The organism is Enterobacter cloacae complex sp. IR53030, from assembly GCF_049238365.1.
Classification (GTDB): domain Bacteria; phylum Pseudomonadota; class Gammaproteobacteria; order Enterobacterales; family Enterobacteriaceae; genus Enterobacter; species Enterobacter kobei.
Window position 1 is genome coordinate 54384 of sequence record NZ_JBMKHA010000022.1, and the last position, 13882, is coordinate 68265.

Consider the following 13882-nt stretch of genomic DNA (forward strand, 5'->3'; position numbering starts at 1 on the left):
GATGCTAAAAGTTCTCTTACTCTTCATTTTGTTGATCGCCGGGATCGTCCTGGGACCGATGCTTGCCGGTCATCAGGGATACGTTCTGATCCAGACCGATAATTACAACATCGAAACCAGCGTAACGGGTCTGGTGATTATTCTGATCCTCGGCGTCGTAGTACTGCTGGCAGTCGAATGGATCCTGCGCCGTATTTTCCGTACCGGCGCGCATACGCGCGGCTGGTTCGTTGGCCGCAAGCGTCGTCGTGCGCGTAAGCAAACCGAGCAGGCGCTGCTTAAGCTCGCCGAAGGCGATTATCAGCAGGTTGAAAAGCTGATGTCGAAAAATGCCGACCATGCAGAACAGCCGGTGGTGAACTATCTTCTGGCTGCCGAAGCAGCGCAGCAGCGCGGTGATGAAGCCCGTGCGAATCAGCATCTGGAACGTGCGTCAGAACTGGCTTCCGGTGACCCGATTCCGGTGGAGATCACCCGCGTTCGTCTGCAGCTGGCACGCAATGAGAACCATGCGGCGCGCCATGGCATTGACCGCCTGCTGGAAATTGCTCCCCGCCATCCTGAAGTTCTGCGTCTTGCCGAACAGGCTTATATTCGTACCGGTGCGTGGGGCTCGCTGCTGGACATCATTCCGTCAATGGCGAAGGCCGAAGTGGGTGATGACGAGCATCGTGACGAGCTTCAGCGTCTGGCATGGATTGGCCTGATGGATCAGGCACGCGCCGACCTGGGTAGCGACGGCCTGAAGACGTGGTGGAAAAACCAGAGCCGGAAAACGCGTCAGCAGGTTCCTCTGCAGGTGGCGATGGCGGAACATCTTATTGAATGTGACGATCATGACACCGCCCAGGAGATCCTCCTCGACGGTCTCAAGCGCCAGTACGACGATCGTCTGGTCATGGTGATCCCGCGCCTGAAAACCAATAACCCAGAGCAAGTCGAGAAAGTGCTGCGTCAGCAGATCAAAACCGTCGGTGACCGCCCGCTGCTGTGGAGCACGCTGGGCCAGTCGCTGATGAAGCACGGCGAATGGCAGGAGGCGAGCCTCGCCTTCCGTGCGGCACTGAAACAGCGTCCGGACGCCTATGACTACGCGTGGCTTGCCGATACGCTCGACAAACAGCATAAGCCAGAAGAGGCTGCTGCCATGCGGCGAGATGGGTTGCTGTTGACGTTGCAGAACAACGGCACGCAGCAGTAATTAACAGGGAGGCCAGACGGCCTCCTTTTTTTATCGCTTTTCTCCTGCTACATTCTTTACACCTCAAGCCACAAACGAACCCGCCAATGTAACGATGCCTTTTCATTAACTTTTTTTCGCACATGCGCGAATTGCGCGTGGACTAAATCGTTTCTGAAAGGAAATCGTCATGAACTCGCTTTTGTATGCGCTTATTGTAGCGCTGCGCTGCCATCGCTGGCTGCGCCTGCTTGCCTGTGCTTTTATCTTCTCTTCACTGGGAAATGGGTTAACCCAGGTTGTAGTCTTCGGGCTGCTGTTAGCGTGGTCAGCCCCGCCAGCCCTGCTTACCCTCGCCTTTCTTTTCGCCACGGTACCAGGGTTTTTCGGCAGCATGATCGGTGAAAGGCTATGCTCGCGCTATTCTCCGATATCCCTGCTGATATTGACCGAAGGACTCGGCTTACTTGCCCTGCTCTTTCCCCTGCTTGGCGTGGGTTATCATAGCGTTGTCGCGTTACTCGCCGTGCAATCCACCGAAGCGCTACTCAGCGGGATGAGCTGGCCCGCCCTGACGTTGCTCTTCAAGCGCGGCCTCAGCGAAACGGAACTGCCTGCCGCCACCTGTCTGGAAAATGTTATTTTTGCGTCTCAGGTGCTATTAGGTACCGGGCTGGGCGTGGTGCTTTTTCAGAAGATGCCCGTGCTCGCCTTGCTGACCATTGATGCCATCAGTTTCCTCGGGTCGCTGGTCATGTTATGGCTGGCGGAACGCCTGTTTTCACCAGCTCCACACGCCGCCCCTGAAGAAAAGGGGGTTTCTACGAAATTGCGCTGGCAGACATTGACCGTTCGGCAGAAACGCAGCTTGCTCATTTTGCCTGCGCTGGCCGCTGTCGGGTCACCCGCTATGGCACTTCTTCCGGCACTGGCCCAGCAGCTACGCCCTCAGGATGCGGCTGGCCTTGCTCTGCCCCTGCTTTTTGCGAGGAGCATGGGGCAGCTTTGCGGCCCTTTGCTGCTTAAAAGAGACAGTCTGGCGCGTTTTGCGGCTCGTACGCCGCGATTATTACTTTGCCTTGGCATCTTTCTGGCCGCTTATGGAATGCTGCCGTTTATGGCCAACTGGGCAGGTTATGCGCCTGGGATGATCTTTGTCGCACATCTGGCCTCAAACGTGCTTTTTGCAGCGGGTACGTTTGGCATGCTCAGCCATTTTCAGGCCAGGCAAATCGCTGTTGCCAGCGGTAAAGCCTGGCGCTGGCAAACGCTCAGCGCCTCACTTTTCACTGGCATTGCAGCTGTGGTGGCTTCCGAGGTTGGCTCAGTACAGGCGCTATATATGGTTTCGTCAGCGGCTCTGCTGATAGTTGCTCTCATCATGCGCTTTTATCAGGAATAAGGCATAAAAAAACGCCTGCTATAAAAGCAGGCGTTAAAACAGGTCTGTAAGACAACATATTTGGTGCTTCACTCAACGTTATGTCCATGGTGTCTGATGAGGCCGAAGCGACATCTGTCAGTGGACGATAAGCACCGTAAATGGCTCTGCGTCATTCCTGAGTTTATGAGGCACTAAGGCGAACATAAGAGATGGAATGAGCATCTACACGTATATTATTGCACGTAACGTGCCAGAGTTACACGCAAAACGTTTACATGACGCAACATTTTAAGATAAAAGGAAATTATGCTGTAAAGCACTGTCTGAAGCTTCATAACGTATCGCTAAATGCAGAAATATGTCGTCAGAAAGAGACAGTAAAGCCCCTAAATAAATATTTTTATTACTTTCAACGGATTACATGTCGCTGAATCGCGACACTGAAAAAGGGCGCTGTCGGGGAATCACTACAGGAAATAAACATCACAGAAAACAAAAAACCCCGCCGAAGCGGGGTTCAAAATTGGTCGGCGAGAGAGGATTCGAACCTCCGACCCACTGGTCCCAAACCAGTTGCGCTACCAAGCTGCGCTACTCGCCGATGTACTGCTTTTTGAATTTTTAGTTCAATTCATTTAAAAAGTCGTGGTGCGAGGGGGGGGACTCGAACCCCCACATCCTAAGGACACTAACACCTGAAGCTAGCGCGTCTACCAATTCCGCCACCTTCGCAATTCACAACTCTTTCAATAATGGGGTGGCTAATGGGATTCGAACCCACGACAACTGGAATCACAATCCAGGGCTCTACCAACTGAGCTATAGCCACCACTGTATTCTTTCACGCGGTACTGACTACTTCTCAGACCACCGCAGCTCTAGCGCCGGGACTAAAATGGCGCGCCCGACAGGATTCGAACCTGAGACCTCTGCCTCCGGAGGGCAGCGCTCTATCCAGCTGAGCTACGGGCGCTTAGCGCCGTTGCGGGGCTGGATATTACGTACCTCCGTCCCCGCTGTCTAGTGCTTTTTTGAAAAAAATGCGCGTTTGGTTATGGTTTGCACATTTTGCCGCTTATTCCTCCACTTTGTGCGTGGTGCCGCGGCGACCCAGGCCAAAAAGCTTATACGCGGCCGTCACTGCCGCCAGGAAGATTAGCCCGACAAACAGCGACATGCGGGTATCTTCATTAAAGTACATTCCAATTAATACGCAAATCAGGAACGCCATCGTTAAATAGTTCGCATATGGGAACAGGATCGAGCGGAACGGATGGCTGGCGATCGCTTTTTTATGTGCATGACGGAAACGCAGCTGGCTGATGAGAATGACAAACCACGGCACCATACCCGGCAGCACGCTGGCACTGTAGACGTAAACAAACACACGCTGCGGATTAGGAATGATGTAATTCAGGCATGAGCCAATCAGCAGAATTACAATGGATACCGCGACCCCCGCAACCGGCACACCCGCACGTGATATTTTACTCATCGCCACAGGTAGCTGGTTATTTTTCGAGAGCGCGTAGAGCATACGGCCACAGCTGTACATCCCGCTGTTACAGCCAGAGAGTGCCGCCGTCAAAACCACAAAGTTGATGATGCCTGCTGCTGCGGTAATACCAATCTTCGCAAAGGTTAAAACGAACGGGCTTCCGGTCGTGCCAATTTCATTCCACGGGAAGATGGTCACGATAACAAAGATCGCGCCCACATAGAAAATCAGGATGCGCCACAGCACTTTGCCCACCGCGCTGCGCAGCGTGACCTGCGGGTTTTTCGCTTCACCGGCAGTAATACCGATCAGCTCCACACCCTGATATGAAGCCACCACGATACACAGCGCTGTCAGGAAGCCCTTCCAGCCGCCAGCGAAGAAGCCGCCGTGTTCAGTCAGGTTGCCAAAGCCGATGGCGTGCCCACCGTTGCCAAAGCCAAAGAAAATCACGCCCAGACCAATCACAATCATCACGATGATGGTGGTCACTTTGATCATCGCAAACCAGAACTCGAATTCACCGTACAGGCGCACCGCGGCCAGGTTTGCCAGCGCCACCAGCCCCACGGCAATCAGCGCCGGTATCCACTGGACCATGTCCGGGAACCAGAACTGGACATAGACCCCTATCGCGGTGATTTCAGAGATGCCCACCGCCATCCACATAAACCAGTAGGACCAGGCTGTCAGGTAGCCGAAGAACGGGCTCATATAACGGTGCGCGTAAACGGCAAAAGATCCGGTTACGGGTTCCAGAAAGAGCATTTCGCCCATTGAGCGCATGATGAAGAAAACAAACAGCCCGGCGATGATATACGCCAGTAATACGGAAGGGCCTGCCCATTTAAGGGTGCTTGCGGAGCCCATAAACAGGCCCACGCCGATAGTGCCGCCCAGCGCGATCAGTTCGATATGACGAGCTTCCAGCCCACGCTGTAGCTCCGGTTGTTTCTCTGCCATAGATCCTCGATTGTGTTTGCTGTTTCCCGGCTTAATACCGGGTATTGTTTTTTAGGGGGACTAAAATACGGAGCGAATGGTTTCTTAAAATCGACCAAATGGCAAACGATGCATAAAAAAAATGAATGCATTGCACAAATTATCAGCAGTTTTGCAGGCGAGTTGCAGCGCGAACAGCATATCGCGCTACATTTTGATTACATTTTCCCGGTGTAGTGCCAGGCGAGGTAGCGAAGCAGACGAATCTGCCGTTTAATGCGGGTGGGTTGTGAAAGCAGGCGGTAGAGCCATTCCAGCCCCATATTTTGCCAGACCGTCGGTGCACGCTTAACGTGGCCGGTAAAGACGTCGTAGGTGCCTCCTACGCCCATATAGAGGGCATCCGGGCTGACCAGCCGACAGTCGCGCATCAGGATTTCCTGTCGCGGGGAACCCATCGCCACGGTGACAATTTTTGCCCCGCTGTCGCGAACGCGTGCAAACAAGGCCTGCCGATCTTCAGGCTTAAAGTAACCATCCTGACTGCCGACAATATTAACATTCCACTGACGACGCAGTTTCTCTTCGGTCTGTGCCAGCACTTCGGGCTTACCGCCAATCAGGAAGACTGGCGTCCCCTCCGCGCCCGCGCGGGCCATAAGATGCTCCCAGAGATCGGCCCCCGCCACGCGGGAAACATTAGCGCCAGGAAACTTTTTACGGATAGATCGGACCACGCTAATCCCGTCCGCGTATTTAAATTCAGCCGCTTCAATCAGGCTTTTGACTTCGGCGTTATCTTCCACCGCCAGCATCTTTTCTGCATTGATGGCAACCAGCGTACCGGATTTCATCTGACCATCGGCAAAAAGAAAATCCAGCGCGTGCTGCATATCGCGCCAGCCAATAAGCTGCAAACCACGAAGCGCATAACGCGGTGCAGAAGTTTTATCCGTCATGACTATCCTTTCTTAAACTTGCGACAGCGTTGTGCTGCCCTGTTGCCCGCGCTTGTGAACAAGCCCTGCACTGTCAAACAGCCAGTACAGCAATTTGGCCAGTAACAGGCTGATGCCGAAAACGACCATGAAGAACACCACGCGCGAAACGAATGAATCCAGACCTTCACGCGCCAGAACGATCATATTGAAAATGGCACCAAAGCAGAAACTGTGCAAAATGGCCGCTTTGTAGCGGTTCGTCTCTTCAATACCGCGCAGGTAAAGCCAGTCGAACCATTTAATAATCAGCCCTACGACAACCGCACCAGGCAGGATAAACCAGCCGCCGCCCATCACCACCAGGGAGCCGATCAGCGTTGGCGAGATCGCCAGACCCGAATGATTGTTTAACACTTCCCAGGTAAAATAGTTCGCGGTATTGAGCACCACGCCAGGGCGCTCCGGCCATAGCCAGCTCGGGATAAAGACATAGAAGTCGCGAACAATCGGCGCAAGCCCCTGGAAATCAATCTTGTCGTAGTTTTGCAGCAGCAAGGCCAGGTTTTCCCACGGCGAGAAGGTATCGCGCGTCAGGTAGAGGAACGTGTAAAACGCCTCATCGCCCGCCACGTTCATCCCGTAGCGCTTCAGCGCCAGCCAGAACATCCCCACAATGCCAAACACCCCTGCCGCCACCAGCATCCACAGCGAGATCCAGCCGCGGATAATGCCGATAAACAAGAAGATAGCGAAAGCAATGATGATATTGGCACGCGTACCGCCCACAATCATGTAGGTCAGGATACCGAACGCGACGGTACTGACCAGGAAGAACAGCCACGCTTTACTGTCCTGTCGCAGGAAGAAAATCACCAGCATCGCCGGGATAAAGAAGTAGAAGAATCGCTTTAACGCCACGCCCGAAACTTCAGCCGAAAAAATCTGGCTGTAGGAGTTGAGCTTAAACAGCAGGAAGCCGTTATGCATAAAGAAGATCCCGACACTGACCAGGGCGATAGCCATCAATATCACCCATGTCAGGTGGGTCTCCACCCGATTCATGGTAAAGAGCGCCCGGCGTGATGCAGTGGCCCTGGCTGAACGCAGCCGCGTTTTGTAGGTGACGTAGTAAACCGCATAGAAACAGGTCGCCGCCAGAAGCGCCTGGAGCAAGATTTCCGGCGGCGCGACGCTCACGTCAAACCGGAAAACCAGAATGCTGGTCAGCGGAAAGCCGAAAAAGAAGGTCAGCAGAAACAGTAACGAGAAGAATACGTTAAAGTTGAAGCGCACCCGGCGGAATTCAAACCAGGTGAGGGTGGCGATAAACAGCGTGCTCAGAAGCCAGACAACCAGTAAGCCGCTGAATTGCAACTGACTCATGCTTTCTCTCCTGACGCGATACGCAGCGCACGGTGCCACGGCGTGAGATAGTTCGGACTGAAAAAGTCGATACTGTTTTTATCCACCAGCGTGAGCTGGCGTTGGGCTTCCCGTACCACCTCAACGTTCAGCACGTCTGAGGTAAACAGCACCGGAATATGCTGTTCAACCATATCCTGCCAGAATGGGTTGTCACGGTTGAGCACGCACGGCACCCCCGCCTGGATCAGCAGACACAACGTACCTATCCCCTGCTGACGCGCAAAGATAAAATAGCCGAGATCGCATTTTCTTAGCAGCGTAAGGTATTCATCAAACGCCAGCTTTTCACTGAGGATTTGAAGATTCTCAGGGCTAAAAAGCGTAAGACCCTGCTGGCGAACCTCGTTGATGTAGGCGTCGTTATTGGCCGGATAACCCATCGGCACGACCACGTTCACCGTGTCGCCAAACTGCTGGTGTACCGCCCGCAGCGCGGCAACATGCTCGTTACTGCGGTCGCCTGAATTTCCCACCAGAATCGTCAGCTTGCCTTCACGAACCGTGTCATTCGCCAGGGTATTTAGCGCCGGATCCATGCGGGTTGGGAAATAGATTAGCTCACCGCGCACGTTCGGATGCTGTTTCGCAAAATAGTTGAGATCGCCACGGGTGGCAAAAACGCAGCCCACCCTGCCCTGTGCCATGCGGCGCAGGGGATAGAAAAGGCGGAATTTCCAGCCGCGTGAGACTTCGTAGAGATCCGCCCCCCAGATATGCCAGCTGCACTGGGAAGGTTTGATTCCCCCGCTGAGCAGGGCCAGCCACAGGCCGGTATTGAACTGCCCGTGGAAAAAGAAACGTTGCTGGCGATTCGCTTTGGCTTTGGCAATGACCGCCTTCGCCAGCGCAGCCTTGTCCGGCCAGAAGCGAAGAGTCAGCGCCGGAAATGCCTCGCTCAGGCCCTTATCCTGACCTGCAACCATAAACTCACGTGCATCAGGGTTACCCGGTGCCAGTTCATCGTTAAAGAACCGCAAAACGGTCTGGTTATGGTGTGGGATATCCGATCCCAGGATGTGAATCAGTGCAGTCATGCGCGTTTACGCCACAATAAAAATACGCCGCAACAGGCAGCGAAATAAACGATATAGGTTGCCATATAGGCCTGAGCCGCCCCCAGCGCACCATGCGAAGGTATTAGCCAGTGTGAAAATGCCGTCAGTAACCCAAACTGGCTTATCTCCGCCAGGATATACAGCCGCAGCGAGGCTTTCGCAATCACCAGGTAGCCGAAAACGTAAGCCCCCACTTTCAGCACATCGCCCACCAGTTGCCAGGCAAACAGATCGCGCATGGCGGTAAACTTCGCTGAGAAAAGCAGCCAGATGGCGACATCGCGCAATAGCCAGACGGTAAAACTGGCCGCCGCCACGGCGGGAAGCACAAAGCGCAGCGAGCGGAAAATCTCACGGGTAATATCCTGCCTGGACGTCAGACGCGATAAGGTTGGCAGCAAATAAACGCTGAAGGAAGCCGTAATAAACTGTAGGTAGGCGTCGGAAATACTGCTTACGCCCTGCCAGATCCCTACCTCATCCCAGCTATAATGCGCCGCCAGCAGGTTTCGCATCATCACGTAAGCCACCGGCAGCGTGACGGAAGTGATGAGCGCCATCAGGGTAAATTTACCCAACTGGCTGGCAAGCACTTTGTCCCATTGCGGTTTGAGGTAGCTCAGAGGGATAACGCCCCGACGCATCAGCATAAACGCGGCAGGAACGACAACCAGCGCCGGAACCAGCGCCAGCCCGAGCAGTGCCCCTTCATAGCCACCCAGGCGGTAGCAGAAGTAATAGGCAATCACGCCGATGACGCTCCCCAGGATTAACGCAAGCGCGTTCCCGGCAGCATCACGAAAGCCTTTCATCAATGCCAGCAGCAGGTTTGCCCAGGCAATACCCATCTGAACCAATGCGACCAGACGCACCAGCCCCTCATACTGGGTGTGCCCAAATAATCCCTGACTGATGGGGGCCGCCGCGAGCAAAAATACGATAGCCAGTAGGGTCGAAAACCCGGTAACCATCGCCGACGCGGTGCCGACGACCCTGCGAAGCTGTGCCGCATCATCATGATACTGAGCAACGTATTTGGTCACACCGTTGAAGATACCGGCCCCGGCCAGCACGCCAAGGACGGTCACCAGCTGGCGGAAGTTCCCCGCCAGCCCGACGCCTGAAGGACCGAATGAGACGGCCAGCAGCTTGACGACCAGCAGTCCGGCGCCAATCTTTACAAGCGTGGACGCGGCGGTCCACACCGATGCTTTTGCCAGAGACATATCAGCCGAAATAACTCAGAAGGGTATTAATCACCGTACGCTGGTTAACTGGCGCGAGGTTGTAGAACAGTGGCAAGCGAAGCAAACGCTCACTTTCTTTTGTAGTGTAACGGTCTTCACCGGCGAACACCCCGAACGCCTCGCCTGCCGGGCTCGAATGTAGCGGAATGTAGTGGAAGACAGCCATAATTTCGGCTTCTTTCAGCCAGGCGATGAGCTGGCTGCGATCGTCGTTATCCCGAAGCTTGATGTAGAACATGTGGGCATTGTGAACGCAATCAGCCGGAATAGTTGGCAGCTCGATACGCCCGGCTTTTGCCAGCGGTTCAAGTGCATCGTAATAGGTTTGCCACAGGGACAGGCGCTGAAGGTTAATCCGCTCCGCCGCTTCCAGCTGTGCCCACAGATATGCCGCCTGCAGATCCGCCATCAGATAGCTTGAGCCAATATCACGCCAGGTGTATTTATCCACCTGACCGCGGAAGAACTGGCTGCGGTTGGTGCCTTTTTCACGGATCACTTCCGCACGCTCCACGAGCGCCGGGTCGTTGATCAGCGTCGCGCCACCTTCTCCACCCGCCGTGTAGTTTTTCGTTTCGTGGAAGCTAAAGCAGCCAATGTGGCCGATAGTGCCCAGCGCGCGTCCCTTGTAGGTGGACATCACACCCTGAGCGGCATCTTCCACCACAAACAGGTTATGTTTTTTGGCGATCGCCATGATGGTGTCCATTTCACAGGCTACGCCCGCGTAGTGAACCGGCACGATCGCCCGCGTTTTGTCGGTGATCGCCGCGTCAATCAGCGTCTCATCAATGTTCATGGTATCCGGACGGATATCCACAAAGACGATTTTTGCTCCGCGCAGGACAAACGCATTTGCTGTGGAGACAAAGGTATAGCTCGGCATGATCACTTCATCGCCGGGCTGGATATCCAGCAGCAGTGCCGCCATTTCCAGCGATGCCGTACAGGACGGGGTCAGCAGCACTTTAGCGCTGCGAAAACGCTGCTCCATCCACTGCTGACAGCGACGGGTGAAACCGCCATCACCGCAAAGTTTGCCGCTGCCCATGGCAGACTGCATATAGTCGAGTTCCGTACCGACGACGGGGGGGGCGTTAAATGGAATCATCTTGTCACCTGTATAACCAGTAGGCGGTGGCGTCGATGTTGGCACCACTCGCAATATAACGTTTAAGCGCGGCGGTGTTGCCCATCTGGGTAGCCACCCGCAGCGTCACACTCTGCTGCTGCTGCGCCCAGTGCAGCGCAGCCTGCATGAGTTTTGCCCCCATACCGCGTCCGGCCAATAAGCCAATACGCGCCTCGCGCTCGTTGAGCTTACGCAGCGAAACGAATCCCTGGATCTGACCGTCCGCGGCACGACATACCAGACAGACGTGGTCAAAGGTGCCTTTAACCGCATTCTCAATCCACTGGGCATAGAAACGTCCGCTGTCATCAGGTGCATACCAGGGCGCACGAAAGCGGCTCTGAGCAAATGCCTGAGCCGCCATCTGGCGTAACACAGGGATATCCTGTTCCGTTGCAAGTTCCGCCCCGCACGCATCGTGTCGGGTAAGGGCAATAGACAGGTCTGCCTCACCTTCAACCAGCTTAAAACCGTGTTGCTGGAGCGCATCAAGCCAATCGGCGCGGTCCGCCGGGATCTTAGCCTGCACGCGCTGCCAGGCGCTGAAGTCAGCTTCCTGCAGAGCAGGCGCATCCTCGCGCAAGCGCACTATCGCCGAGGGGCGTGCAAAAAAAGTGCTTTCCCATTCAAGGGATTCAAGCACGCCGTGGAGTTCACTCAACGCCAGACGCCTTTGGTATCAACGACATACTGTTGATGCACGGTATCACCAGACGTCGCTTTAAACTCTTTATGATCCACCAGCAGCACCAGCACATCCGCCGTTGCCAGCGCGTCATCAAGGGAGGTCAACGTGCAGTGTCCCGCCAGTTTTGCCGGCAGTTCATGGATATTCGGCTCAACTACCAGCGTGTCGCCCTTGTGCCACCCGGCGATCATCTCGGCAATTTCCATGGCCGGGCTTTCGCGCAAATCGTCAATATTGGGTTTAAACGCCAGGCCAAAACAGGCGATTTTCAGCTCGCTGGCACGCTTGCCGCTCTCTGCCAGACAATCGGCTACCGTGGCTTTGACCTGGTTGAGCACCCAGTGAGGTTTGCTGTCGTTCACTTCGCGCGCGGTACGGATCAGACGCGCCTGCGCCGGATTCTGCGCCACGATGAACCACGGATCGACGGCGATACAGTGTCCACCCACACCCGGACCCGGCTGAAGAATGTTCACGCGCGGATGGCGATTCGCCAGGCGAATCAATTCCCAGACGTTAATCCCCTGATCGGCGCAGATCAGCGACAGCTCATTCGCAAAGGCGATATTCACGTCACGGAAGCTGTTTTCCGTCAGCTTGCACATTTCAGCGGTGCGGGAGTTGGTGACTACGCATTCGCCTTCGAGGAAAATTTTGTACAGGGTGCTGGCACGTTCCGAGCAGACGGGGGTCATACCGCCAATAACGCGATCGTTTTTAATCAGCTCAACCATGACCTGGCCCGGCAGCACTCGCTCCGGACAGTAGGCGATGTTGATATCCGCCTGCTCTCCCGCCTGTTGCGGGAAGCTTAAATCGGGACGCGCGTCGGCCAGCCATTGCGCCATCTGCTCGGTGGCGCCCACTGGCGAGGTCGATTCCAGGATCACCAGCGCCCCTTTCTTCAGCACAGGGGCAATGGATTTCGCTGCCGCCTCGACGTAGACCATATCGGGCTCGTGCTCGCCTTTAAAAGGCGTCGGGACGGCGATCAGGTACGCATCCGCTTCCACTGGCGTCGTGCTGGCACGCAGGAAGCCGCCGTCAACGGCCTCTTTCACCACGCGGTCCAGATCGGGCTCAACAATATGAATTTCGCCGCGGTTAATGGTTTCCACCGCCCGTGCATTGATATCCACACCGACAACCTGTTTCTGACGAGAGGCAAACGCCGCCGCGGTGGGCAGGCCAATGTAGCCAAGACCAATGACAGAGATGGTAGTAAAACTCATAGCGATACCCGATTGTGTTTAAGTGCATGCAAAATACGACCACAAGCCTGGCCATCTCCGTACGGATTATGGGCCCGGCTCATTGTCTGATATGCGTCATCATCATGCAGAAGTCGCGTCACCTCTTCGACGATGAGCTGCGCGTCAGTACCGACCAGACGCACGGTACCCGCTTTAACCGCTTCCGGGCGTTCAGTCGTTTCACGCATCACAAGCACCGGCTTGCCGAGGGACGGTGCTTCCTCCTGAATGCCGCCGGAATCGGTGAGGATTAGCCAGGCATGGTTCATCAGCCAGACAAACGGCAGGTAGTCCTGCGGTTCAATCAGCAGGACGTTTTCAACATGGCCAAGGATGCGGTTGACCGGCTCGCTGACGTTAGGATTGAGGTGGACCGGATAGACAATCTGTACATCGACGTTCTGCGCCGCAATTTCAGCCAGCGCGTGACAGATTTGCTCAAAACCCCGGCCAAAGCTTTCGCGACGATGGCCTGTGACCAGAATGGTTTTTTTGCCGTTATTCAGGAATGGATAGCGGGCTGCGAGCGCTTTCTGCAGATCGCTGTTTGCCAGGACGCGATCGCGTACCCAAATCAACGCATCGATGACCGTATTGCCGGTCACAAAAATTTTGTTGTCGGCGATATTTTCGCGCAGCAGGTTCTGACGCGAGTTCTCGGTAGGGGCAAAATGGTACATTGCCAGATGGCCGGTAAGCGTACGGTTGGCCTCTTCTGGCCACGGCGAATAAAGGTTGCCGGTACGCAGGCCCGCCTCAACATGGCCGACGGGAATACGCTGGTAAAAAGCGGCCAGGCTTGTTGCCATCGTCGTCGTGGTATCGCCATGTACCAGAACAACGTCGGGCTGGAATGACTCCAGGATCGGCTTGAGACCTTGCAGTATGCGGCAGGTTATTTCCGTCAATCCTTGTCCCGGTTTCATAATATTGAGGTCGTAATCCGGGACGATGGAAAAGAGCGTTAAGACCTGGTCGAGCATCTCACGGTGCTGGGCCGTAACGCAGACTTTCGCTTCAATATCAGGGTCGCTGGCCAGCGCATGTACCAGAGGCGCCATCTTAATGGCCTCCGGCCTGGTGCCAAATACGGTAAGTACTTTCACATCGATTCTCTTCGATTAGACGATGAAGGCC

11 protein-coding genes and 4 tRNA genes are annotated in these 13882 nt (G+C 55.0%); 2 read left to right on the plus strand and 13 right to left on the minus strand.

Annotation, left to right across the window (positions count from 1 at the left end; translation table 11 throughout):
• Position 1: 1 nt before the first annotated feature.
• Both hemY and ACOTXR_RS19825 read left to right on the plus strand, forming a co-directional pair.
• Positions 2-1201, plus strand: a complete 1200-nt coding sequence (gene hemY / locus ACOTXR_RS19820) for a protoheme IX biogenesis protein HemY (protein WP_014885656.1) — start codon at positions 2-4, stop codon at positions 1199-1201.
• A gap of 169 nt (positions 1202-1370) precedes the next feature.
• Positions 1371-2582, plus strand: a complete 1212-nt coding sequence (locus ACOTXR_RS19825; protein WP_058690473.1) for a hypothetical protein — start codon at positions 1371-1373, stop codon at positions 2580-2582.
• A gap of 506 nt (positions 2583-3088) precedes the next feature.
• Here the strand turns inward: ACOTXR_RS19825 and ACOTXR_RS19830 are convergent.
• The 13 genes from ACOTXR_RS19830 to wecB form a co-directional block, all read right to left on the minus strand.
• Positions 3089-3165, minus strand: a tRNA-Pro gene (locus tag ACOTXR_RS19830).
• Between the two features lie 45 nt (positions 3166-3210).
• Positions 3211-3296 (minus strand) — tRNA-Leu (locus tag ACOTXR_RS19835).
• A gap of 21 nt (positions 3297-3317) precedes the next feature.
• Positions 3318-3393, minus strand: a tRNA-His gene (locus ACOTXR_RS19840).
• Positions 3394-3460: 67 nt separating this feature from the next.
• Positions 3461-3537 (minus strand) — tRNA-Arg (locus ACOTXR_RS19845).
• Positions 3538-3639: 102 nt separating this feature from the next.
• On the minus strand, positions 3640-5025 hold the full coding sequence (gene thrP / locus ACOTXR_RS19850; protein WP_058690472.1) for a bifunctional threonine/serine APC transporter ThrP: 1386 nt from the start codon (positions 5023-5025) through the stop codon (positions 3640-3642).
• Positions 5026-5222: 197 nt separating this feature from the next.
• A complete protein-coding gene (wecG, locus tag ACOTXR_RS19855; protein WP_023331579.1) occupies positions 5223-5963 on the minus strand; it encodes a lipopolysaccharide N-acetylmannosaminouronosyltransferase in 741 nt (246 codons plus the stop codon).
• Positions 5964-5975: 12 nt separating this feature from the next.
• Complete coding sequence (wzyE, locus tag ACOTXR_RS19860; protein WP_014885661.1) at positions 5976-7328, minus strand: ECA oligosaccharide polymerase; 1353 nt, start codon at positions 7326-7328, stop codon at positions 5976-5978.
• Positions 7325-8404 (minus strand): TDP-N-acetylfucosamine:lipid II N-acetylfucosaminyltransferase, encoded by a 1080-nt coding sequence (locus tag ACOTXR_RS19865; RefSeq protein WP_058690471.1) that lies wholly within the window; start codon positions 8402-8404, stop codon positions 7325-7327. The genes wzyE and ACOTXR_RS19865 overlap by 4 nt, the downstream gene beginning before the upstream one ends.
• On the minus strand, positions 8401-9651 hold the full coding sequence (wzxE, locus tag ACOTXR_RS19870) for a lipid III flippase WzxE (protein ID WP_014885663.1): 1251 nt from the start codon (positions 9649-9651) through the stop codon (positions 8401-8403). Before wzxE ends, ACOTXR_RS19865 begins: the two co-directional genes overlap by 4 nt.
• 1 nt (position 9652) lies before the next feature.
• Entirely contained in the window at positions 9653-10783 is a 1131-nt protein-coding gene (gene rffA / locus ACOTXR_RS19875; RefSeq protein WP_014885664.1) for a dTDP-4-amino-4,6-dideoxygalactose transaminase, read from the minus strand.
• 4 nt (positions 10784-10787) lie between these two features.
• Positions 10788-11465, minus strand: coding sequence for a dTDP-4-amino-4,6-dideoxy-D-galactose acyltransferase (gene rffC, locus ACOTXR_RS19880; protein ID WP_058690470.1), 678 nt, complete (start codon positions 11463-11465; stop codon positions 10788-10790).
• Positions 11462-12724 (minus strand): UDP-N-acetyl-D-mannosamine dehydrogenase, encoded by a 1263-nt coding sequence (gene wecC, locus ACOTXR_RS19885; RefSeq protein WP_058690469.1) that lies wholly within the window; start codon positions 12722-12724, stop codon positions 11462-11464. The genes rffC and wecC overlap by 4 nt, the downstream gene beginning before the upstream one ends.
• Positions 12721-13851 (minus strand): non-hydrolyzing UDP-N-acetylglucosamine 2-epimerase, encoded by a 1131-nt coding sequence (wecB, locus tag ACOTXR_RS19890; RefSeq protein WP_014885667.1) that lies wholly within the window; start codon positions 13849-13851, stop codon positions 12721-12723. The genes wecC and wecB overlap by 4 nt, the downstream gene beginning before the upstream one ends.
• Positions 13852-13882: the final 31 nt, after the last annotated feature.

Coding starts and splice junctions, on each gene's coding strand:
- wecC (WP_058690469.1), bottom strand. CDS start 12,724: ATGAGTTTTACTACCATCTCTGTCATTGGTCTTGGCTACATTGGCCTG.
- wecG (WP_023331579.1), bottom strand. CDS start 5,963: ATGACGGATAAAACTTCTGCACCGCGTTATGCGCTTCGTGGTTTGCAG.
- wzxE (WP_014885663.1), bottom strand. CDS start 9,651: ATGTCTCTGGCAAAAGCATCGGTGTGGACCGCCGCGTCCACGCTTGTA.
- rffA (WP_014885664.1), bottom strand. CDS start 10,783: ATGATTCCATTTAACGCCCCCCCCGTCGTCGGTACGGAACTCGACTAT.
- ACOTXR_RS19865 (WP_058690471.1), bottom strand. CDS start 8,404: ATGACTGCACTGATTCACATCCTGGGATCGGATATCCCACACCATAAC.
- thrP (WP_058690472.1), bottom strand. CDS start 5,025: ATGGCAGAGAAACAACCGGAGCTACAGCGTGGGCTGGAAGCTCGTCAT.
- ACOTXR_RS19825 (WP_058690473.1), top strand. CDS start 1,371: ATGAACTCGCTTTTGTATGCGCTTATTGTAGCGCTGCGCTGCCATCGC.
- wzyE (WP_014885661.1), bottom strand. CDS start 7,328: ATGAGTCAGTTGCAATTCAGCGGCTTACTGGTTGTCTGGCTTCTGAGC.
- hemY (WP_014885656.1), top strand. CDS start 2: ATGCTAAAAGTTCTCTTACTCTTCATTTTGTTGATCGCCGGGATCGTC.